The sequence below is a fragment of the Nocardioides sp. NPDC127514 genome (assembly GCF_040302125.1).
Classification (GTDB): Bacteria; Actinomycetota; Actinomycetes; order Propionibacteriales; family Nocardioidaceae; genus Nocardioides.
Genome location: NZ_JBEORF010000008.1, coordinates 105,719 through 128,024 on the forward strand (window position 1 = coordinate 105,719; position 22,306 = coordinate 128,024).

Annotated in this window: 18 protein-coding genes; 6 read left to right on the forward strand and 12 right to left on the reverse strand. The window is 69.1% G+C overall.

Annotation, left to right across the window (positions count from 1 at the left end):
* Positions 1–4: 4 nt before the first annotated feature.
* Together ABTX24_RS08355 and ABTX24_RS08360 are read right to left on the reverse strand one after the other, a co-directional pair.
* Positions 5–1,165: an NAD(P)/FAD-dependent oxidoreductase gene (locus ABTX24_RS08355; RefSeq protein WP_350838784.1), complete on the reverse strand. Its 1,161-nt coding sequence runs from the start codon at positions 1,163–1,165 to the stop codon at positions 5–7.
* 28 nt (positions 1,166–1,193) lie between these two features.
* Positions 1,194–2,231: a LacI family DNA-binding transcriptional regulator gene (locus ABTX24_RS08360; RefSeq protein WP_160026416.1), complete on the reverse strand. Its 1,038-nt coding sequence runs from the start codon at positions 2,229–2,231 to the stop codon at positions 1,194–1,196.
* Positions 2,232–2,454: 223 nt separating this feature from the next.
* Here ABTX24_RS08360 and radA point away from each other — a divergent pair, with 223 nt between their 5' ends.
* Together radA and disA are read left to right on the forward strand one after the other, a co-directional pair.
* Positions 2,455–3,840 (forward strand): DNA repair protein RadA, encoded by a 1,386-nt coding sequence (radA, locus tag ABTX24_RS08365; protein WP_160026415.1) that lies wholly within the window; start codon positions 2,455–2,457, stop codon positions 3,838–3,840.
* Between the two features lie 88 nt (positions 3,841–3,928).
* Positions 3,929–5,011, forward strand: a complete 1,083-nt coding sequence (gene disA / locus ABTX24_RS08370) for a DNA integrity scanning diadenylate cyclase DisA (protein WP_141801687.1) — start codon at positions 3,929–3,931, stop codon at positions 5,009–5,011.
* Positions 5,012–5,088: 77 nt separating this feature from the next.
* Here disA and ABTX24_RS08375 read toward each other — a convergent pair whose 3' ends face one another.
* A complete protein-coding gene (locus ABTX24_RS08375) occupies positions 5,089–5,808 on the reverse strand; it encodes a hypothetical protein (protein WP_160026414.1) in 720 nt (239 codons plus the stop codon).
* Positions 5,809–5,882: 74 nt separating this feature from the next.
* On the opposite strand from ABTX24_RS08375, the gene ABTX24_RS08380 reads away from it, so the two are divergent.
* A complete protein-coding gene (locus ABTX24_RS08380; RefSeq protein WP_502891073.1) occupies positions 5,883–6,755 on the forward strand; it encodes an HhH-GPD family protein in 873 nt (290 codons plus the stop codon).
* Positions 6,756–6,897: 142 nt separating this feature from the next.
* Here ABTX24_RS08380 and ABTX24_RS08385 read toward each other — a convergent pair whose 3' ends face one another.
* The 8 genes from ABTX24_RS08385 to ABTX24_RS08420 form a co-directional block, all read right to left on the reverse strand.
* The gene (locus tag ABTX24_RS08385; RefSeq protein ID WP_160026412.1) at positions 6,898–9,483 is read right to left on the reverse strand and encodes an ATP-dependent Clp protease ATP-binding subunit; all 2,586 of its coding nucleotides are present in this window, start codon (positions 9,481–9,483) and stop codon (positions 6,898–6,900) included.
* A 215-nt stretch (positions 9,484–9,698) separates the two neighbouring features.
* Complete coding sequence (locus tag ABTX24_RS08390; protein WP_160026411.1) at positions 9,699–10,022, reverse strand: histone-like nucleoid-structuring protein Lsr2; 324 nt, start codon at positions 10,020–10,022, stop codon at positions 9,699–9,701.
* Positions 10,023–10,145: 123 nt separating this feature from the next.
* A complete protein-coding gene (locus tag ABTX24_RS08395; RefSeq protein WP_160026410.1) occupies positions 10,146–10,928 on the reverse strand; it encodes a type III pantothenate kinase in 783 nt (260 codons plus the stop codon).
* An 11-nt stretch (positions 10,929–10,939) separates the two neighbouring features.
* The gene (gene nadC / locus ABTX24_RS08400) at positions 10,940–11,869 is read right to left on the reverse strand and encodes a carboxylating nicotinate-nucleotide diphosphorylase (protein WP_160026409.1); all 930 of its coding nucleotides are present in this window, start codon (positions 11,867–11,869) and stop codon (positions 10,940–10,942) included.
* Complete coding sequence (locus ABTX24_RS08405) at positions 11,869–13,545, reverse strand: L-aspartate oxidase (RefSeq protein WP_350838789.1); 1,677 nt, start codon at positions 13,543–13,545, stop codon at positions 11,869–11,871. The genes nadC and ABTX24_RS08405 overlap by 1 nt, the downstream gene beginning before the upstream one ends.
* A gap of 9 nt (positions 13,546–13,554) precedes the next feature.
* Positions 13,555–13,980 carry an aspartate 1-decarboxylase gene (gene panD / locus ABTX24_RS08410; protein ID WP_350838791.1) on the reverse strand — a complete coding sequence of 142 codons (426 nt, stop codon included), beginning with the start codon at positions 13,978–13,980 and terminating at the stop codon, positions 13,555–13,557.
* The gene (panC, locus tag ABTX24_RS08415; protein WP_350838793.1) at positions 13,977–14,843 is read right to left on the reverse strand and encodes a pantoate--beta-alanine ligase; all 867 of its coding nucleotides are present in this window, start codon (positions 14,841–14,843) and stop codon (positions 13,977–13,979) included. The genes panD and panC overlap by 4 nt, the downstream gene beginning before the upstream one ends.
* Positions 14,843–15,763 (reverse strand): Rossmann-like and DUF2520 domain-containing protein, encoded by a 921-nt coding sequence (locus ABTX24_RS08420; RefSeq protein WP_350838795.1) that lies wholly within the window; start codon positions 15,761–15,763, stop codon positions 14,843–14,845. Before ABTX24_RS08420 ends, panC begins: the two co-directional genes overlap by 1 nt.
* Before the next feature lie 300 nt (positions 15,764–16,063).
* Here ABTX24_RS08420 and ABTX24_RS08425 point away from each other — a divergent pair, with 300 nt between their 5' ends.
* The 3 genes from ABTX24_RS08425 to ABTX24_RS08435 are packed head-to-tail and all read left to right on the forward strand — an operon-like array spanning position 16,064 to position 20,210.
* On the forward strand, positions 16,064–17,479 hold the full coding sequence (locus ABTX24_RS08425) for an SDR family NAD(P)-dependent oxidoreductase (RefSeq protein WP_350713639.1): 1,416 nt from the start codon (positions 16,064–16,066) through the stop codon (positions 17,477–17,479).
* A gap of 4 nt (positions 17,480–17,483) precedes the next feature.
* A complete protein-coding gene (locus tag ABTX24_RS08430) occupies positions 17,484–18,614 on the forward strand; it encodes an acyltransferase family protein (protein ID WP_350838797.1) in 1,131 nt (376 codons plus the stop codon).
* A gap of 9 nt (positions 18,615–18,623) precedes the next feature.
* Positions 18,624–20,210: a TylF/MycF/NovP-related O-methyltransferase gene (locus ABTX24_RS08435; protein WP_350838799.1), complete on the forward strand. Its 1,587-nt coding sequence runs from the start codon at positions 18,624–18,626 to the stop codon at positions 20,208–20,210.
* Positions 20,211–20,297: 87 nt separating this feature from the next.
* Here the strand turns inward: ABTX24_RS08435 and ABTX24_RS08440 are convergent, their stop codons facing one another.
* Positions 20,298–22,235, reverse strand: a complete 1,938-nt coding sequence (locus tag ABTX24_RS08440) for a glycosyltransferase (protein WP_350838801.1) — start codon at positions 22,233–22,235, stop codon at positions 20,298–20,300.
* Positions 22,236–22,306: the final 71 nt, after the last annotated feature.

The following is a 22,306-nucleotide window of genomic DNA, read 5'->3' on the forward strand; positions in this document are numbered from 1 at the left end:
GTCCTCAGGACATGTCGGTGAGCTGGTCGGGATCGGCGTCGGTCCCGACCAGCTCGCGGAGCTTGTCGTTGACGTCCCAGATGCCCACGTTCATCCCGGCGGTCACGGTCGCACCACGCCGCCAGTAGGCGATGAACTCGTCACCGTCGGTGTCGCCGCGGAGGAGCACCTCGTCCTGGGGCGCGGAGTGGCCGACGTATTCCATCGAGAACTCGAACTGGTCGGTGAAGAAGTAGGGCTGCCAATCGTAGGCGCCGCCCTTGCCCAGCATCGACCGCGCCGCCAGCCGGCCCTGCTTGATCGCGTTGTCCCAGTGCTCGACGCGCAGCGGGCCGAGCACGGTGTGCGTCGCGAGCGCGGCGTCGCCCGCGGCGAAGACCCGAGGATCAGACGTACGCAGCCCCTCGTCGACCACGATGCCGTTACCGACCTCGAGGCCGGCGTCAGCGGCCAGCTCCGTGGCCGGTGCCGCACCGACGGCGACCAGGACGATGTCGGCGGGGATCTCGCCGTCGCTGGTGCGTACGGCTCCCGGCTCGATCGCCTCGACGGTCGTCCCGGTGTGGATCTCGACGCCGTGGCGGGTGTGGAGAACGGCGACGTGCTCGGCGAGCACCGGGCCGAGGACGTTGAGGAGCGGCTGTGCGGCCGCCTCGAGCACGATCGCCTCTCCCCCGAGCGCGGTCACCGACGCGGCGACCTCGAGCCCGATCCAGCCGCCACCGACCGTGACGACCCGGGTGCCGGGTGCGATCGCATCCTTGAGGCGGCGGGCGTCCTCGACGGTGCGGAGGGTCGTCGCGTGCTCGATGCCGGGGATCGGCGGCGTCTTCGGCTCGGCGCCGGTGGCCAGCAGCAATGTGCCGAAGGGCAGCCGCTCGCCGTTGTCGAGCGTGACGGTCCCGTTGTCCAGGTCCAGGGCGGTCGCGGTGGTGCCGGTGAGGACGGTGACGTCCTTCTCGGCGTACCACGCCTCGTCGTGGGAGAGCTTGAACTCCTTGGCGCCGGCCAGGAAGTCCTTGGAGAGCTGCGGTCGCTCGTAGGGCAGCTCCGGTTCCTTCCCGACCAGGGTCAGGCGGCCGGCGTACCCCTCGTCACGAAGGGTTTCGATGGCGCTGACCGCTGCGAGACCAGCACCGATGACGACGATCTCCTCAGTTCCCATGACGCCATCGTCGCGCGGATCTCGGCTTCTATGAAGACCCTCGCACCGTCAGGGCGGGTTTCAGCATCACGCCGGGCGCGGCGTAGGACGGGGTGGCGAGCAGCTCCTCGAGTGCCTTGACCAGCTCGCGCGCGGCCTCCTCCAGCGGAGGACGTACGGAGGTGATTCCGGGCGGCACCGTCTGCGCGACCTGGGAGTCGTCGAAGCCCACGACCGCGATGTCCTCACCGAGGCGGAGACGCCTCTCGAAGAGGGAGTGGAGCACGCCCATGGCGAGCGTGTCGGAGGCGCAGACGAGCGCGGTCGGCTCGGTCTCGTCGAGGATCGCGTCGGCGGCGGCCTTGCCCGAGCTGATCGAGTCCTCGGTGCGCGAGGCCAGGCCGGTGGTCGAGAGGCCGTGGGTGTGCATCGCGTGGATCCAGCCGCTCCTCCGCTCCTCACCGAGGAGGGAGTCCTTGTGCCAGCCGATCCAGGCGATCTTGGAGTGGCCGCGCTCGATCAGGTGCTCGGTGGCGATCTCGGCACCGTAGGCGAGGTCGACGTCGACCCAGGGATGCTTCGCGTCGGGCTGGGTCCACGGCCGCCCGAAGGAGACGAACCGCGCCCGCCGCGACTGCAGCCAGGTCGTCTGCTGCCCGCCGAGGTGGGTGTCGGTCACGACGAACGCGTCGACCGCGGTCGACCTGAGCAGCTCGTCGTAGCCGTCGAGCGGGTCGGCGGGGTCACCGTAGAAGAGGAGCACGTGGTAGCCGGTCTCGGCCGCGGCCTCGACGAAGCTGTGCACGAACCGGTCCATCATCGCGTTGGCCGTGCCCTCTTGGAGGGCGGGCATCCTGAGTCCGATCAGATGGCTGGCTCTGGTCCGGAGGCTGCGCGCGGCGCGGTTGGGCTGGTAGCCGAGCTTGTCGATCGCGTCCTGCACCCTGGCCAGCGTGTCGGCACGCAACAGATCGGGGTTGTTGACCGCGTTCGAGACCGTCTGCCGGGACACGCCGGCCAGCTCCGCGACGTCCGCCAGGGTCGGCGGAGCGGCCGAGATATGACCGCCGGAACGCGGCACCGCCACGCTCTGCCTCCCTTGATGCCGATGTGGAACTCTGGATCGTTCCAAGCCATGGTAACGAAGCCTGACCCCGCATGATGCGTTCACCCCTATGTCGGTCTCGACCCGCTTCGCGGGTTCGCGAGCTCACCCCCTGCGCTCGCTCGACCTTCTCGCGTTGCGCCGCCGCTCGTGCCTCGCGGCGACGCAGGCTCGAATGTCGGTGCCGTGCTCTAAGTTGCTGGGCATGGCTACCGCTCGCTCGTCCAAACGCGCCACCTACCGCTGCTCCGAGTGCGGCTGGGAGACCGCGAAGTGGGTCGGCCGCTGCGGCGAGTGCCAGGCGTGGGGGTCGGTCGCCGAGGCGGCGGCCCCGATCGGACGTACGCAGGCAGCCCCGGTCTCCACCGCGGCGGTGCCGATCGGGACCGTGTCGGTGACCGAGTCGGAGCGGCGTACGTCGGGAGTGCCGGAGCTCGACCGGGTCCTCGGTGGCGGGCTGGTGCCGGGCGCCGCGATCCTGCTGGCCGGCGAGCCGGGCGTCGGGAAGTCGACGTTGCTGCTCGAGGTGGCGGCGCAGACGGCGCGCTACGGACGCCGGGCGCTGTACGTGACGGGTGAGGAGTCCGCGTCGCAGGTGCGGCTGCGGGCCGACCGGACCAACGCGATCCAGGACGAGCTCTACCTCGCCGCCGAGACCGATCTCGGCGCCGTGCTGACCCACATCGAGGAGAGCCGGCCCGAGCTGATCGTGGTCGACTCGGTGCAGACCATCGGCGCTTCCGGCGTCGAGGGCGTACCGGGCGGAGTGACCCAGGTGCGCGAGGTGGCGGCGGCGCTGATCCGGGTGGCCAAGACCCGCAACATCACGACCGTCGTGGTCGGCCACGTGACCAAGGACGGGGCGATCGCCGGGCCGCGGGTGCTGGAGCACCTGGTCGACGTCGTCCTCCACTTCGAGGGCGCGCGCGACTCACGGTTCCGGATGGTGCGGGCGATGAAGAACCGCTTCGGCCCGGTCGACGAGGTGGGCTGCTTCGACCTGTCCTCGGAGGGCATCGTCGCGGTCACCGACCCGTCGGGGCTCTTCGTGGAGACCCATCACGTCTCGGTGCCCGGCACGTGCGTCACCGTGACGATGGAGGGTCGCCGACCGCTGCTCGCCGAGATCCAGGCGCTGACCGTGCTGGGCGCGGAGGAGCGGGCGAAGCGTACGACCTCGGGGTTGGACGGCTCTCGGCTCGCGATGATCCTCGCCGTGCTGCAGCGCCACGCGAGGGTCGGTCTCTCCGGTCGCGACGTGTTCGCCTCGACCGTGGGTGGGGCCCGGATCAGTGACCCGGCCGCCGACCTGGCGATGGCGCTCGCGGTCGCCTCGAGCCATACCGGCACGCCGACGCCGCGCGGGGTGGTCGCGCTCGGCGAGATCGGCCTCGCGGGCGAGCTGCGCCGGGTGCGCGATCTCGACCAGCGGCTCTCCGAAGCGGCACGACTCGGGTTCACCGTGGCCGTCGTCCCGGCCGATCCGGGAGCCCCTGTGCCCAACCGTCCCAATGAGCGCGAAGTCGACGGGATGCGTGTCTTTGAGGTGCACAGCATCAGTGCTGCGCTGGAATTCCTCCGCTTGGTGTGATCGGCTTGGTGACTCGTGGCCGAACGTTCTCGGCATTACGGTTGGATCCACGGTTAGAATCACCCCATCCCACTCCGAAAGGAATCTCGTGCCCGCCGACCGCACCGCGGACTCCATCCGACTGCGCGAGACGCTTGCTCTGATCGCGCCCGGGACACCGCTGCGTGACGGGCTCGAGCGCATCCTCCGCGGCCGCACCGGCGCACTGATCGTGCTCGGCTACGACAAGATGGTCGATGGGATATCGACCGGTGGCTTCACGCTCGACGTTCCGTTCACCTCCACCGGCCTGCGTGAGCTCGCCAAGATGGACGGGGCGATCATCGTCGACGACTCGCTGAGTCGCATCGTGCAGGCCGCAGTCCACCTGATGCCCGACCACACCATCCCCTCGACCGAGACCGGCACCCGGCACCGCACCGCCGACCGGGTCGCGAAGCAGACCGGTCACCCGGTGATCTCGGTCTCCCAGTCGATGCAGATCATCGCTGCGTACGTCGGGGAGACCCGCCACGTCCTGGAGGACTCCGGCCAGATCCTCTCCCGCGCCAACCAGGCGCTGGCGACCCTGGAGCGCTACAAGCTGCGCCTCGACGAGGTGGCCTCCACCCTGTCCGCGCTCGAGATCGAGGACCTGGTGACCGTGCGCGACGTGGCCGTCGTGGCCCAGCGCCTGGAGATGGTCACCCGCATCGCCCGCGAGATCGAGGACTACGTGCTCGAGCTCGGCACCGACGGCCGGCTGCTGTCCCTCCAGCTGGAGGAGCTCATCACCGGCGTCGACGCTGAGCGCGAGATGGTCATCCGCGACTACCTTCCCCGCGGCCGCCGCGCCCGCAGCCCCGAGGAGCTGCTGGCCGAGCTCGAGGCGCTCAACTCCGCCGAGCTCGTCGACCCCGCCGCCACCGCCCGGGTCCTGGGCCTCACCACCTCCGACGCTCTCGACGGCGCCGTCGCCCCGCGCGGCTACCGCCTCCTGGCGAAGGTCCCCCGCCTCCCACCCGCCGTGGTCGACCGCCTGGTCGACCACTTCGGCACCCTGCAGAAGCTCCTCTCCGCCAGCGTCGACGACCTCCAGGCCGTCGAGGGCGTCGGCGAGCTCCGCGCCCGCTCCGTACGCGAGGGCCTCTCCCGCCTCGCGGAGTCCACCATCCTCGAGCGCTACGTCTGACCTCTGCCGAGGCGTCAGCTAGGTCGGCCGAGTCGGCACGCCGGTGCCATCTCGGCCGACGGGAGCGACGCCTCGGGTCAGTGGGCCGGGGTGTCCGGTTCCGTACGCGACAGGGCGGTGCCCGGCTTGTAGAGGCCGAAGGTGGCCGATGACGGTTCGCCACCGAGGGCGGCGGCGACGATCACGAAGAAGTTCGGCTTGACCCACGGGCCGTGGCCGGTGCACTCGCCGGCGACGACGCGGCGGCCGCTCCAGGTCAGGGGCAGCGTGGTGACGACGTCGCGACGTACGACGATCTCCTTGGTCGGCACCGCCTTGGCGCAGTCGACCGTCGACCAGACCAGGTCGCCGCCCTTCTGCGAGATCCGCACCTGGAGCGCGTCCGCGGACAGCTTCCAGGTGCACGCGGACGCCTTCACGGTGCGCAGCTGCAGCGGGATGGTCACGTTGTCGTAGGAGTAGGCGTCGGTGACCGCAGGCTCGACGACGATGTCGGAGGGCGAGCACTCGCCGGTCGGCTCCGGCGGTGCGCTGCTCTTCGGCTTCTTGGGCTTGTTGTTGCCGCCCGCGCTGCCCGCCTCCTTCGACGGCTTCGCGCTGGGCGTCGGCGTGACCGTCACGGTCGCCGTGGGCTCGTCGGCCACGGGGGTCGCGGTGTCGTCCGCGCCGTCGGAACCGCTGAGGAAGAACCGCGAGATCCCGACGATCAGGAGCAGGACGATGCCGAGCACCGCGAGCCGCCGGCGCCAGTAGACCGAGGCCGGCAGCCGTCCTCCAGTCCTTCTCGAGCGGGCCATAGGCGACACCGTAATGATCCCGTGCCCAGGTTTCGGGGTGCCACTCCGTGGCAATACCTGTCGCACGGCACAATCTGGGTGTGACAGTTCTCCACGACGCCGTCCTGGACTGGTACGACGCCAACGCCCGCGACCTCCCGTGGCGCTCCGCGACCGCGACACCGTGGTCGGTGATGGTCAGCGAGTTCATGCTCCAGCAGACGCCGGTCTCCCGCGTGCTCCCGGTCCACGAGGCCTGGATGGAGCGCTGGCCGACCCCGGCCGACCTGGCCGCGGAGCCGACCGGCGAGGCCGTACGCGCCTGGGGCCGCCTCGGCTACCCCCGTCGGGCGTTGCGGCTGCACGCGGCCGCCACCGCGATCGTCGAGCAGCACGATGGCGAGGTGCCGGCCACGTACGACGAGCTGATCGCGCTCCCCGGCGTCGGCGACTACACCGCGGCAGCGATCGCGACCTTCGCCTACGGCAAGCGCCACGTGGTCCTCGACACGAACGTACGCCGCGTCTTCGCCCGGACCCTGAGCGGCGTCGAGTTCCCCGCGCAGTCGGTGAACAAGGCCGAGCGCGAGCTCGCCGCCGGCGTACTCCCCCAGGACGAGCCGACCGCCGCCACGTGGTCGGTCGCGGTCATGGAGCTCGGCGCCCTCGTCTGCACCGCCGCCAACCCGTCCTGCACCCGATGCCCGGTGGCGGACCAGTGCGCCTGGCGCGCGGCCGGCCACCCGGCGTACGACGGACCGCCTCGCAAGGTCCAGACCTGGGCCGGCACCGACCGCCAGTGCCGCGGCCGCCTGATGGCCGTTCTCCGCGACGCCGACTCCCCCGTCCACCGCAGCCTTCTCGATGTCGTCTGGTCCGACGACACCCAACGACGACGGGCTCTGGAAGGCCTCCTGAAAGACAATCTGGCCACCGAGGTGGAACCAGACTTCTTCGCCCTCCCCTAACCAACCGCCGAAACCGCAGAAATGGCGGACGAAACTCTACTTTCGTCCGCCACAACTAACGACTCGGCCGCCATTTCCCACTACTCGAGGAAAAGAAAAGCAACGCCCCGGCCGTAGCGGCCGGGGCGTTGCTTTTGTCGGACTACTCGGAGTCCGGCTTGGGCTTCTCGATGTTCGTCGGCTCGTCCTGGTCGGGGAGCTCGATATCGGAGACGGTCGCGCCCTCCAGCGGCGGTACGTCCGGGACGACCGAGCGCTTCTGGCCGGTGAAGGTGAACTGCGCGGCAGGACCCTCACCGTCGACGTCGACCAGCACGATCTCGCCCGGGCCGATGTCGCCGTAGAGCATCTTCTCGGCGAGCACGTCCTCGAGCTCGCGCTGGACCGTGCGGCGCAGCGGTCGAGCGCCCAGGACCGGGTCGAAGCCGCGCTCGGCGAGCACCTTCTTCGCAGCCGTGGTGAGCTCGATGCCCATGTCGCGGTCCTTGAGACGGGTCTCGACGGAAGCGATCATGTTGTCGACCATCGCGATGATCTGCTCCTGCGACAGCGGCGGGAACACGATGACCTCGTCGACACGGTTGAGGAACTCAGGACGGAAGTGCTGCTTGAGCTCGTCGGAGACCTTCGACTTCATCTTCTCGTAGGAGCCCGCGACGTCGCTGGCCTGGGAGAAGCCCAGGTTGACCGACTTCGCGATGTCCCTCGTGCCGAGGTTGGTGGTCATGATGATGACGGTGTTCTTGAAGTCGACCACGCGGCCCTGGGAGTCGGTCAGGCGACCTTCCTCCAGGATCTGCAGCAGCGAGTTGAAGATGTCCGGGTGAGCCTTCTCGACCTCGTCGAAGAGGACCACGGAGAACGGCTTGCGCCGCACCTTCTCGGTGAGCTGGCCGCCCTCCTCGTAGCCCACGTAGCCCGGAGGCGAACCGAAGAGTCGCGAGACGGTGTGCTTCTCGCCGAACTCCGACATGTCGAGCTGGATCAGCGCGTCCTCGTCGCCGAAGAGGAACTCGGCGAGCGTCTTGGACAGCCAGGTCTTACCGACACCGGACGGACCGGCGAAGATGAACGAACCGCCGGGGCGCTTCGGGTCCTTCAGGCCGGCACGCGTACGCCGGATCGCACGCGACAGGGCCTTGACCGCCTGGTCCTGGCCGATGACGCGCTTGTGGAGCTCGTCCTCCATGCGCAGCAGGCGCTGGGACTCCTCCTCGTTGACCTGCACGATCGGAATACCGGTCGCGACAGCGAGAACCTCGGCGATGAGCTCCTCATCCACCTCGGCGACCTCGTCCATGTCGCCGGCACGCCAAGCCTTCTCACGCTCGGCCTTCTTCGCGATGAGCTGCTTCTCCTCATCGCGCAGACGGGCCGCGGCCTCGAAGTCCTGGCCGTCGATCGCGGCCTCCTTGCGCTGGCGCACGTCGGCGATCTTGTCGTCGTACTCCCGCAGGTCGGCGGGGGCCGTCATCCGGCGGATGCGCAGGCGCGAGCCGGCCTCGTCGATCAGGTCGATCGCCTTGTCCGGCAGGAACCGGTCGGAGATGTAGCGGTCGGCCATCGTGACCGCGGCGACCAGGGCCTCGTCGGTGATCGTGACCCGGTGGTGGGCCTCGTAGCGGTCGCGGATGCCCTTGAGCATCTCGATCGCGACCGCGATCGTCGGCTCCGGCACCTGGATCGGCTGGAAACGACGCTCGAGAGCGGCGTCCTTCTCGAGGTACTTCCGGTATTCGTCCAGCGTCGTCGCACCGATGGTCTGCAGCTCACCACGAGCCAGCATCGGCTTCAGGATGCTCGCCGCGTCGATCGCGCCCTCGGCCGCACCGGCACCGACGAGGGTGTGGATCTCGTCGATGAACAGCACGATGTCGCCGCGGGTCTTGATCTCCTTGAGCACCTTCTTGAGGCGCTCCTCGAAGTCACCGCGGTAACGCGAACCGGCCACGAGCGCGCCCAGGTCGAGCGTGTAGATCTGCTTGTCCTTGAGCGTCTCGGGAACGTTGCCCTTGACGATGTCCTGGGCCAGGCCCTCGACGATCGACGTCTTGCCGACGCCGGGCTCGCCGATGAGGACCGGGTTGTTCTTCGTACGCCGCGACAGCACCTGCATCACGCGCTCGATCTGGCCTTCGCGACCGATGATCGGGTCGAGCTTGCCCTCGCGGGCGTCCTGGGTCAGGTTGCGGCCGAACTGGTCGAGCACGAGGCTGGAGGACGGCGCCTCGGTCGAGGTCGTGCCGGTCGACGCGGTCGCGCCGGAGGTGCCGGCCTGGCCCTCCTTGCCCTGGAAGCCCGAGAGCAGCTGGATGACCTGCTGACGGACCCGGTTGAGGTCGGCGCCGAGCTTCTGCAGCACCTGGGCGGCGACGCCCTCGCCCTCACGGATGAGGCCGAGCAGGATGTGCTCGGTGCCGATGTAGGAGTGGCCGAGCTGCAGCGCCTCGCGCAGGGACAGCTCGAGCACCTTCTTGGCACGCGGCGTGAACGGGATGTGCCCGGACGGTGCCTGCTGGCCCTGGCCGATGATCTCCTCGACCTGGTTGCGCACCGCCTCGAGCGAGATGTCGAGGGACTCGAGGGCCTTGGCAGCGACGCCTTCTCCCTCGTGGATCAGGCCGAGCAGGATGTGCTCGGTCCCGATGTAGTTGTGGGAGAGCATGCGGGCCTCTTCCTGGGCCAGCACGACCACCCGGCGGGCTCGGTCAGTGAACCGCTCGAACATGTACGCATCTCTCCTAAGAATTCTGGGGCGTCACCAAGATTCAACCCCGCAGACAGCCTACGCGTTCCCGACAACACAACGCGATCCGTGCGCTGAGAGCGAACACGCGTTCCGTACGCCGGACAGACGCCTGGTCACAGCCGACCTCACACAAAGGCGGCTGCCGCGCCCCGGAGGGCGCGACAGCCGGACGTTCGGTGCGGTGAGACCAGTTGTCAGTGAGCCGCTTCGAAAGCCGCTCGGACGTCGGCCGGAATGCGGCCACGGTCGGGAACGGTGTAACCGTTGGCCTTCCCCCACTCGCGCATGACCTTCGGGGTCGAGCCACCGGCGGCGGGCGCCTTCTTGGCGCCGCCGCGACGGCCGCTCACCTTCTGGGCGTGACCGATGAAGAGCGCGAGAGAATCACGAAGCTTTGCCGCATTGGCATCGCTGAGATCAATCTCGTAGGACGTGCCGTCCAGGGCAAAAGACACCGTCTCAGCAGCTTCCGAGCCATCGATGTCATCCTCGAGGATGATCTGAACCTTCTTAGCCATGTTCCTACCTTCACTGCTCTTCTTCACCCGGAAACGGGCCGAATATAGCCATCGCCGTTAAGCGAGATGCCCATAGCATTACATACGATCCGGATGAATCAACAGGTCGCCATACTGAAAAGACTAACGAACGGCATTTCGCTGGAATATGAGTTCCAGTCCTTGCATCGTCAGCCACGGAGAATGCAACGAGAAGCATTTACTCTCGTCGAGAACGAACTCCGCCAGATAGCCGGTCGCAATCACGGTCACTTCCTCGGCGGAGGCACCCAGCTCGGCGATGATCCGAGCGACCAGACCTTCGACCTGCGCGGCGACTCCGAAGACCATTCCGGACTGCAGCGCCTCGACCGTGTTCTTGGCGATCACCGACCGCGGGCGGGCGAGCTCGACCTTGCGCAGCTGCGCACCGCGCCGACCCAGCGCCTCCAGCGACAGCTCGATCCCGGGCAGGATCGCGCCACCGACGTACTGCCCCGCGGCGTTGACCACGTCGAAGGTCGTCGCCGTGCCGCGGAAGTCGACCACGATCGCGGGGCCGCCGTGAAGAGCCACCGCCGCGACCGCGTTGGCGATCCGGTCGGTGCCGACCTCGCGCGGGTTGTCCATCAGGATCGGGATGCCGGAGCGTACGCCGGGCTCGACCACCACGCTCTCGACCGAGCCGAGATGGCGGGCCATCATCTCGCGCCACTCGTGCAGGACCGACGGCACCGTCGCACACACGACCACACCGTCCACGCTCGCCACCAACGCGTCGCCGAGAATCCCCCGCAGCAGCGCCCACCACTCGTCGGCGGTGCGATGCTCGAGCGTGGAGACCCGCCAGTCCGCGGACACGACGCCGTCGGCGATCAGCCCGAGAACCGTATGGCTGTTGCCGATGTTGACAGCGAGCAGGGACATGGCGGGCCGCCTCAGCCCTCGGACAGGTCGAAGCCGATGTCGAAGACCTTCACCGAGTGGGTCAGCGCACCGACGGAGAGATAGTCGACTCCGGTCTCGGCGACCTCGCGGGCCCGGTCCAGGGTCAGTCCGCCGGAGGCCTCGAGCACCGCACGCCCGGCGGTGATCTCGACGGCCTCCTTCATCATCACGGTCGACATGTTGTCGAGCATGATCCGGCCGCAGCCCGCGTCGAGAAGCGCCGTGAGCTCCTCGAGCGTGGTCACCTCGACCTCGATCGGCACGTCCGGGTAGGCGAACTTCACGGCCTCGTACGCCTGCACCGCGCCACCCGCGGCGACGATGTGGTTGTCCTTGACCAGCGCCATGTCGGAGAGCGACATCCGGTGGTTGGCGCCGCCGCCGCAACGTACGGCGTACTTCTCGAGCGCCCGGAAGCCGGGCAGCGTCTTGCGGGTGTCGAGGACCTGCGCGCCGGTCCCTTCCAGCGCCTCGGTCCAGGCCGCGACACCGGTGGCGACGCCGGAGAGGTGGGAGGCGTAGTTGAGTGCCGTACGCTCCGCGGTCAGCAGCCCGCGGGTCGGCCCGGCGATCCGCATGATGACGTCCCCGGCCTTCACCTTCGAGCCGTCCTTGACGCGGTCGGTGACCGTGACCGAGTCACCCATGACGTACGCGAAGACGAGCTCGGCCACGCCGAGGCCGGCCACGACGCCGTCCTCCCGAGCGGCGAAGACGCCGATCCCCGTCGAGTCGGGGGCGATGGTGGCCACCGAGGTGACGTCCTCGCTGGGCATCTCACCGGGAGCGGACGTGGGCAGGTCCTCGTCGAGAGCGAGCTCGACGGCGTCGTAGACCTCGCCGGCGTCCAGGCCGGCGTTGGTCAGCTCGTCGCGCAGCGGCTGCGGGATCTCGTCGAAGGGCACGCGTCGGATGGTCATCAGGCTCCTGCCATGGTGGACTGCGTTGAATTTTTCTGGGTCGGGTCGGTCGCTGGGGCCGGGGTGAAGATGGCGACAGTCTCGCCGTCCCGGAGTCTCAGGTCGAAGTGGCCGGCGAACCCGGCGTCGTCACGCTCGGGAAAGTCCTCGCGCCAGTGGGACCCACGGGTCTCCTCCCGCAGCAGCGCGGACGTCGCCAGCGCGAGCGAGACGGTCAGCAGGTTGGTCGTCTCCCAGGCGGCCGGGTCGATCTCGGTCGCCGGGGTGCTCCCGAGCTGCTCGAGCTCGTCGATCGCCTCGGCGAGGCCGGTCGCGTTGCGGAGGACTCCGACCTTGGTCGTCATCGTCTCCTGCAGCTGCTTGAGCGCGGTGCCTGGGACCAGCGCGCGCCCGGCGCCGAGACCCGGGGCCGGGTCCTCCAGCTGCCGCAGCTCGCCGGGCAGGACCTCGGCGATCCGGCGCGAGAAGACCAGCCCCTCGAGCAGCGAGTTGGAGGCGAGCCGGTTGGCGCCGTGGACGCCGCTGCAGGCGACCTCGCCGGTGGCGTAGAGCCCGGGTACGTCCGAACGCCCCCACAGGTCGGTGCGTACGCCGCCCGAGGCGTAGTGGCACGCCGGAGCGACCGGGATCAGATCGACGGACGGGTCGACGCCGTGCTGCTCGCACGAGGCGAGGATGTTGGGGAACCGCTTCTCCCAGAACTCCCGACCGAGGTGACGGGCGTCGAGCCACATGTTGGGGTGTCCGGTCTCGAGCATCCGCTTCATGATCGCCTTGGAGACGATGTCGCGCGGAGCCAGGTCGCCGAGCTCGTGCACACCCTCCATCAGCCGGTTGCCGTCCCAGTCGACCAGGAAGGCCCCCTCGCCGCGTACGGCCTCGGAGATCAGCGGCTGCTGACCGCGGGAGTCCTCGCCCAGATACATCACCGTGGGGTGGAACTGGACGAACTCGAGGTCGCGCAGGGTCGCACCGGCCCGCAGCGCGATCGCCATCCCGTCGGCGGTGGCGACGGCGGGGTTGGTGGTCTGCGAGAAGACCTGGCCGAGGCCGCCGGAGGCGAGCACGACGGCACGGGTACGCACGATCCCGACGCCGTCGGCGTCGCCCTCGCCCATCACGTGGATGGTCAGCCCGGCCACGCCGCCGTCGGCGGCCGTCAGCAGGTCGACGACCATCGCGTGCTCGAAGACCAGGATCTCGGGGGCGCGGCGTACGGCCTCCATCAGCGCGCGCTGGATCTCGGCGCCGGTCGCGTCGCCGTCGGCGTGCGCGATCCGGTCCCGCCGATGTCCACCCTCGCGGGTGAGCGAGAGGTTGCCGGCGGGGTCCTTGTCGAACTCGGCGCCCCACTCGATCAGCTCGCGGACCGCCTCGGCGCCCTCACCGACCAGGACGCGTACGGCCTCCAGGTCGCACGCCCCGGCACCGGCCACGAGCGTGTCCACCTCGTGCTGAGCAGGGGTGTCGCCCTCGCCGAGAGCCGCCGCGATGCCGCCCTGGGCCCACTGCGTCGAGCCGGCCTTGAGCTCGTCCTTGGTGACGACGGCGACCCGCTCGACCTGGTCCTTCAGCCGCAGCGCCGCGGTCAGCCCGGCGATCCCCGAGCCCACCACGATCACGTCCGCCCACTCGGTCCAGCCCGGATCGCGAGCGGAGAGCAGCTGCATGTTCATGCCCGCACGCTACTGCGTGAGAACGAGCGGCCCACGCATCTGGTCGGTCCCTGGAACCGGCTCGCTCCTGTCGGAGCCGAGCGCGACGATGTGGTTGGCCTCGTCGACATGGACGACGTGCGGCTCGAAAGCCTTCGCCTCCTCGGTGGTCATCTGCGCGTACGCGATCAGGATGACCAGGTCGCCGGGGTGGACCAGATGGGCGGCGGCGCCGTTGATGCCGAGTACGCCGCTGCCGCGCTCGCCCGCGATCGCGTAGGTCTCCAGGCGGGCACCGTTGGTGATGTCGACGATGGAGACCAGCTCGCCGGGGAGGATGTCCGCGGCGTCGAGGAGGTCGGCGTCGACGGTGACCGAGCCGACGTAGTGGAGGTCTGCCTGGGTGACGGTGGCGCGGTGGATCTTGCCGGTCATCATGGTGCGCAGACGGGTCATCGGGATGCTCCGATCGTGAGGCTCATGTTGTCGATGAGTCGGGTGGTGCCGACGCGGGCGGCGACGAGGATCCGGGCTTCGGTGCCTGGTTCCGGGTGGGCGGGCAGCTCGGCGAGCGCGGGGTCGGTGACCACGAGGTAGTCGAGGTCGACCCCCTTCGCCCGGCGCAGCTCGGCACGGGCGGCGTGGAGCGCGGCCTCGACTCCGTGGGTGGCCTCGTGCTGTGCGGCGTAGAGCGCCCGCGACAGCGTCGTCGCCTCCTCCCGCTGCTCGGGCGAGAGGTAGCGGTTGCGCGAGGAGAGCGCCAGACCGTCGGCCTCACGCTGGGTCGGCGCGCCGACGACGTCGACGCCGAGGCACAGGTCGGCCGACATCCGGCGGATCAGCGCGAGCTGCTGGTAGTCCTTCTGACCGAAGACGGCGACATCGGGCTTGACCAGCCCGAACAGCTTCGCGACAACGGTGAGCACGCCGCCGAAGTGGCCCGGCCGGGTCTTGCCCTCGAGCACGTCGCCGAGCGGCCCGGGGGCCACGGTGACCTGCGGGTCGCCACCCGGGTAGACCTCGTCGACCGACGGCGCGAAGACGACGTCGACGCCCTCACGCTCGCAGACCTCGAGGTCGGCATCGAGCGTGCGCGGGTAGCGGTCGAGGTCCTCCCCCGCACCGAACTGCAGCGGGTTGACGAAGATCGACACGACGACGGGACCGTCGCCGACCCGCTCGCGGGCGACGCGCATCAGCGACGCATGCCCCTCGTGCAGCGCTCCCATCGTCGGCACGAAGCCGACGGAGACGCCGTCGCGGCGGGCGGGGTCGAGAAGCTTGGAGAGCTCCTCGCGCGTGGAAGCGAGAACGGTCATCACTGGTTCCAGGTGTGGATCGGACGCGGGAGGGGCTGCACGGCAGCGCGATCCGCCTCGTCGAGCAGGTTCTTGATCTTGAGCGCCCGGATGGGCAGCAGCCGCCCGTCGGAGACGGCCCGGTCGAGCGTGGCCCGCGCCATGGAGACGTACGACGCCAGGGTCTGCGGCGCGTTGGTGCGGATGTCGTCGAGGTGGGCTGCCACCGTGCCGGCGTCGCCGCGGACGATCGGGCCGGTCAGCGCGGCGTCACCGTGGTCCAGCGCGTTGTCGAGGGCCGCCGTCAGCAGCGGCCGCAGCGTGCCCGCGGGGTCGGTGGCACCAGCGGCGGCGAGGATCTCCATCGCCTCGGTGACCAGAGTGACCAGGTGGTTCGCGCCGTGGGCGAGGCCGGCGTGGTAGAGCGTCCGCATCTCTTCGGGCACCCACATCGGCTTGCCGCCGAGGTCCTGGACCAGCGCCTCGGCGAAGGCCCGGTCGGCGGGAGTGGCGGCGGTCAGACCGAAGACACAGCCGGCGAGCCGGGCGAGGTCGACCGAGGTGCCGGAGAAGGTCATCGCCGGGTGGACGGCCATCACGTGGGCGCCGATCGCGGCGGCCGGCTCGAGGATCGCCAGACCGTGGCGGCCGGAGGTGTGGGCGACGTACATCCCGGGCCGGATGGCACCGGCGTCCGTCATCGTCTTGACGACGTTGCCGAGCATGTCGTCGGGGACGGTGAGAAGAAGGAGGTCGCACGCGCGAGCGACAGCGGTCGGCTTCTCGACCGGGACACCCGGGAGAAGGTCGGCGATCCGCCCGCGAGAGGCGTCCGACTCGCCTGCGACGGCGACGATCGAGTGGCCCGCGGAACGCAGTGCTGCTGCAAGGACGGCCCCGACGCGACCCGCGCCGACGACGCCCACCCTGAGTGGGTTCATGGTGGTAGACCTTTCGTTCCAGTCCCTCCGACCACTCCCCCTTGTGAGCGGAGCCGGGATGGGTACCAGACGTTGTGCCTGCGAGCTCGGCCACGGTGACCGAGACGAAACAAAGGTACGCCGCCGGTCACTCTTCCGAAACATCACGAAGACGTGACTGCGATCACACGAGCCCCGGCGGCCATCGACCCCACGCCGAACCAACGGCTCGGTATCGCCTCACCCCCAGCATTGGAGTCCGCAGCGCGCGACATGGAAGAATCCACCCCTCCTCGTCATCTACCTAAGGGTTTGTGTTCAGTGCTTCGTAACGTTGCCGTGCTGCTTGCCGGCGGTGTGGGCTCCCGCGTGGGTCTCGACATCCCGAAGCAGCTCATCAAGATCGCTGGGATGCCGATCATGGAGCACACCCTCGGCGTGCTCGACCGCCACCCGCAGATCGACGAGATCATCATCCTGATGGCCCCCGGCCACCTCGACGCCGTGCACGCGATGACCCGCGACGGCCGCTACCCGAAGGTCTCCAAGATCCTCGAGGGCGCCGACACCCGCAACGAGACGACCAAGCTCGCCCTGGCCGCCCTCCCCGAGGGCGAGGACTGCAACGTACTCCTCCACGACGCCGTGCGCCCGCTGCTCAGCGAGGACGTGATCACCGACTGCTTCAAGGCGCTGGTGACCTACCAGGCCGTCGACGTGGCCATCCCGTCCGCGGACACGATCATCGAGCTCAACGACGACAACACCATCTCGCAGATCCCGGACCGCTCGCGGCTGCGCCGCGGCCAGACCCCACAGGCCTTCCTCGCCTCGACGCTGAAGCGGGCCTACGAGATCGCCGACCAGGACCCGAAGTTCAAGGCGACCGACGACTGCAGCGTCGTGCTGAAGTACCTGCCCGACACCAAGATCTGGGTGGTCGACGGTCACGAGCAGAACATGAAGGTCACCGAGCCGATCGACGTCTACATCGCCGACAAGCTCTTCCAGCTCACCGCTCACCAGCAGTTCCCGCAGAAGGCGGAGGCCGACTACCGGGCCGCCCTCGAGGGCAAGAACATGGTGGTCTTCGGCGGCAGCTACGGCATCGGTGCCGACATCGCGGAGCTGGCCGAGTCCTACGGTGCCAACGTCGCCTCCTACAGCCGCTCGGCCACCAACACCGACGTCGCCAAGCGGGCCGACATCGTCGCCGCGGCGGCCGACGCCGGCAAGCGCTTCGGCTCGATCGACTTCGTGGTCAACACCGCTGGTGTGCTGCCGCGCGGCGAGCTCGCCACGGTCTCGGAGGAGACGATCTACAGCGCGACCGAGATCAACTACATCGCGCCGGTCCTGATCGCTCAGGAGTTCTTCCCCTACCTCGCCCGGGCGAAGGGCTCGCTGCTCTTCTTCACCTCGAGCTCCTACACCCGCGGTCGCCGCGGCTACGCGCTCTACTCCTCCGCGAAGGCGGCCACGGTCAACCTGACCCAGGCCCTCGCCGACGAGTGGGCCGACCAGGGCGTACGCGTCAACGCGATCAACCCCGAGCGCACCGGCACCCCGATGCGCACGAAGGCGTTCGGCCAGGAGCCCTCCCACACGCTGCTGGAGTCGAAGGCGGTCGCGCGGGCGTCGCTCGACACCCTGATCGCCTCGAGCACCGGCCACGTCATCGACCTGCGCCGCATCGACCCGATCCAGGAGGCCCTGGACGCTGCGGCGGGGAACTGACCCGATGACCAGCGCCCCGACCGTCCCCGAGGACACCGCCCCCGCCCCCGCGCCCGCCCCCGAGCCGAAGAAGGCCGTACGCCGCTCCCGGCTCGGCGCGCTCGACGCGCTCCGCTTCATCGCGGCGGCCGTCGTCGTCGGCTACCACCTGACCGGCATCGCGACCCCCTACTGGGGCGTCGACCCCCGCGAGGTCTTCCCGACCCTCAACCACGTCACCCGTTACGGCTACCTCGGCGTGGAGCTCTTCTTCATCATCAGCGGCTTCGTGATCCTGATGACCGCGTGGGGTCGTGACCTGCCCCGCTTCGTCTCCTCCCGCGTCGCCCGGCTGTTCCCGGCCTACTGGGTCGCCGTCATCATCACGCTGATCCTCCAGGCGTACTGGAAGGGCGGCCGCGACCAGGGGTTCGTCGGCGGCCTGATCAACATGACGATGACGCAGGACGCCTGGGACGTACTCAGTGCCCAGGGCGCCTTCTGGACGCTCTGGATCGAACTCAAGTTCTACCTGCTGATCGGCGTCTTCCTGCTCGTCGGGATCACCAAGCAGCGGGTGATCGCTGTCGTGTTCCTGTGGCCGCTGCTGGCCCAGATCGCCCGCGCGACCGACTCCGGCATGCTCAACTCGCTCCTGTTCGCCGAGTACGCCCCGTTCTTCGCGATGGGCATGGCGCTGTTCCTCATCTACCGGTTCGGCAACTCGTTCATCGCCTGGCTCGCGGTGGCCTACAACGTGATCCTGGGCATCCGCCAGGCGACGGAGTACGCCGACCGGGCCACGGAGCTGGTCGGCGCCACCGTCTCGCCGGTGATCACCGGGTGGGCGATCGTAGGGTTCGCGGCGCTCGTCTGGCTGGTCTCGGCCGGCCCGCTCGGCCGGGTCGAGGCGCGCTTCCTGACCACGCTCGGGGCGCTGACCTACCCGCTCTACCTGATCCACGCGCAGTTCGCGTTCTGGATCATCGACGAGTTCCACGGCCGCTACGACGAGTACGTCGTCCTGGCCGCTGCCGTCTCGACCGCCCTCGTGCTCGCCATCGCGCTCCACTACCTCATCGAGCGCCGGCTCCACGACCCGGTCCGCGACGCCGTCTTGCGTGGTTTACGGGAGACTCCGCTCCAACAGCGCTAATGTCTCTCCATGCTGACTCGAGGCCGGCAGAATCGCGGCGCTGCGGTTCAGCCCCGACACATCAATCCCTCCCGCGTTCGTCTCCGTCAGGAGATGGCACGCTTCGCCAAAGGCACCAAGCGTGGCATGCGTGTCCTGGACGCCGGGGCGGGCCGTTCGCCCTACCGGAAGCTGTTCAAGCACGCCCAGTACGAGGCCGCTGACTTCGCTCAGCTGAGCTCGGCGTACGCGCCGCTGGACTACGTCTGCGACATCACCGACATCCCGGTCGACGACGGCAGCTTCGACCGGGTGATCTGCAACCAGGTCCTCGAGCACGTGCCCGAGCCGGAGAAGGCCATCGCCGAGCTCTTCCGCGTGCTCAAGCCGGGCGGCCGGATCTTCCTCTCCGCCCCCCTCTTCTTCGCCGAGCACCAGAAGCCCTACGACTTCTTCCGCTACACCCAGTTCTCGCTGCGGAAGATGTTCGAGGAGGCCGGCTTCGAGATCGCCAGGATGAACTGGCTCGAGGGCTACTTCGGGACGGTCGCCTACAGCTACCAGATGATGGCGAAGAACCTCCCCGCGAGCGTCGGTGAGCTCCGCGGGCGCGGTCTGCGCTGGAAGCTCGCCTACGTCGCCCCGATCGTGCTCCTCAACCGGAAGCTCGCGGTCCGACTCAGCCGCCTCTATGCGCGGCTGGAGGTCTCCGGTCGCCGCTTCGAGCGCGGGATGCCGAAGAACTACGTCGTGGTCGCGAGCAAGCCCGCCGACGGGACGTCACCGGCATCGAAGCAGCCCGAGGCCGAGACGAAGACCGGGACCAAGACCGGGACGAAGCCCGCCCCGACCATGGCGGAGCTCCAGGCCGAGGTCGAGAGACTGAGGATGGAGACCGTACGCACCCGGGAGTCCCTGCGCGACCCGCTGGTCGATCTCGCGCTTCCGGCCGAGGTCCGCACCGTCCTCGACGGTGTCCGTGCCGAGCACCTGACCTACCTCAAGCCCGAGAACCTGCAGGTGCTCGCCCGCCAGGTGCTGGACGCCGACATCCAGGACCGGCCCGGCCTGATCATCGAGACCGGGGCGGCGCTCGGTGGCTCCGCGATCGTGATGGCCGCGGCGAAGGACCCGAAGCGGCCGATGCGGGTCTACGACGTCTTCGGGATGATCCCGGAGCCGTCCGAGCGCGACGGCGACGACGTGCACAAGCGCTACCAGAAGATCGTCAGCGGCACGTCCAAGGGCATCGGCGGAGAGACCTACTACGGCTATCGCGACAACCTCTACGACGAGGTGAGCGACTCATTCACCAGGCACGGGATCGAGCCGGCCGAGCACAACGTCGAGCTGGTGCAGGGCCTGTTCCAGGACACGCTGAAGGTCGACGAGCCGGTCGCCTTCGCCCACCTCGACGGCGACTGGTACGAGTCGACGATGACGTGCTTGGAGCGGATCGCCCCCCACCTGGTCGTGGGGGGACGGATCGTGCTCGACGACTACTTCCACTACAGCGGGTGCCGCGACGCGGTCGACGAGTACTTCCAGGACCGTCCCGGCTTCCGGCTGGAGCGGCGTACGAAGCTGCATGTCGTACGTGTAGGAATACCCGGTTAACCGGTGAAACCTGCACTTCTCTGGCATTGCATTGCCTGAGAAGTGACGGGATACCCGGTTAACCGGGTATCCCGTCAGCTCGGACGGTCAGCGTCGCTGCAGGTGAAGGACGTCGTTCGGACCGAACGACACCTCGAAGTTCGGGCGCACCTCGCGGGGCCGGCCGAGCTTGGTCTCCCAGTTCCAGTTGTGGACCGTGAACCGGAGCCGTAGGTCGAGGTTGCGGGCCTTGTCCGAGAACTCCTCGAAGACCTCCGCGAGGTCGAACCTGGAGGCGAGCCGGAACTCACCTCGGCCCTCGGGCGAGACCTCGAGCGGCAGCGAGGCCACCTCGCCGGTCTCGTTGCAGACGGCGTCGAGGGTGACGATGCGGTCCGCCATCACGCCCTTCGGCCACTCGCCCATCACGGTGAGCATGGCGTCGAAGCGGAGCGTACGAGAGTCACGGAACGCGGCGGAGCTGGCCTGGGTGCGACCCAGCCGGCTGGCCGGACCCGGCAGCCGGGTCGCGACGCCCTCGGGCATCGGCCGCGCCCAGCCGAGGGCGTGGACGTCGAGCCGGGCGCGTGCCTTCTCGATCCGGCCCGGCCGCTGGGCGACGGCGCCCTCGAAGGCGACGCGCCAGTCGTCGAGGAAGGCGCGCCAGTCGTGCTTGCTCGCCTTCTCCAGCGCCTTGCGGGACATCTCGGCCACCTTCTCGGGGGCGTCGATCATCTGGATGCAGCGCTCGGCGACCGCGTCCATGTCCTCGGCCTCCACGATGAAGCCGTCGACACCGTCGGTGATCTGCTCACGCGGACCGTAGTTGATGTCGTAGCTGATCACCGGGCAGCCGAAGGAGAGCGACTCGAGGGTCGCCAGCGGGTAGCCCTCGTTGACGCTGGTCATGATGAAACCGGTGGCGTGCAGCAGCGCTTCCTTGGCTCGCGGGTCGTGACCCATGAGCTGGACGTTCTTGCCGACGTCGAGCGTCTCGATCAGGTCGGCGAGCGGCTTGTAGAGCTTGCCGTCACCGTAGATCTGGAACTTGGCCTCCGGCCGCTTCTCGATCACCTTCGCGAAGGCCTTGATGGCGTGCTCGAGGCGCTTCTGCGGCTCGAGCCGGGCGACGGTGACGAACGTCGCCGGCTCCCGCTGGGGCATCGTCTCGGGCAGCTCCGGCAGCTCGACCGGGTTGGGCACCACGAACCGGTGCGAGGTCGAGCCGTAGCGCATCGCGATGTGCTCGGACTGACGGTGGGTCAGGTTCACCAGCGCGTCGTACTCGTGGATGTTGTCGAGCAGCGGGGCGTACTTGCCCGAGAGCTGGGAGTTCCAGCGACGCTCCTTCACGACATGGTTGTTGTGCATGAGGTGGAGGAAGTAGAAGCGGTCGTCCTGGCGGGGCATGACGTCACGCAGCGCGAACCGGGAGTCGGTCACGAAGAAGACCCGCTCGGCGTCGCCGGCGAGCAGCTCGAGCCAGTGCCACAGCCAGCCGCCGATGGTCTCCCACGACCGGATCGGACGCCCCTCGGCGTCGGTGAGGATGAAGGGCACCCGGGACGCGGCCGGGGCACCCGGACCCGGCGCCCGCAGGTAGATCGACCCGTCGGCGCGACGGTAGTCACGCGCCAGGTCCTTCCCCGACTGCGAGTGGGCGGTGTAGTAGACGGTGCCGTCGGGGTGGAGTACGTCCGAGGTGGTCGTGCCGGCGACCTCGCCCAGCCGGCCACCGAGCGCGGCCACGGACTCGTCCGGCGCGTCGGTGGGGGTGTTCAGCCGGTACCACTCGTAGAGGTTGAGGAGGTCCATGCCCTCGACCAGCTGGCCCGAGTCGCGCAGCACCTCGCGCACCTCGTCGTAGACGGGCTTCGACTCGGTCGTCAGGAGCGTGGTCGGGATCCCGGTGTGCTGCGTGATCAGGCGGTTGCGCATGATCATCGCCCGCGTCTGACCGCCGAACTTGGTCGCGATCTCGTTGCACATCGTGAGGTAGCGGCCCTCGGGGAACGCGACCTGCTCGTGGGGGTTGGGGATCGGCATGCGCAGAGATTAGTCGGCGTCTTTGGGGATTGCCGATTCTTCGGGCAGGATATCCGGCCTGGATCATAGGG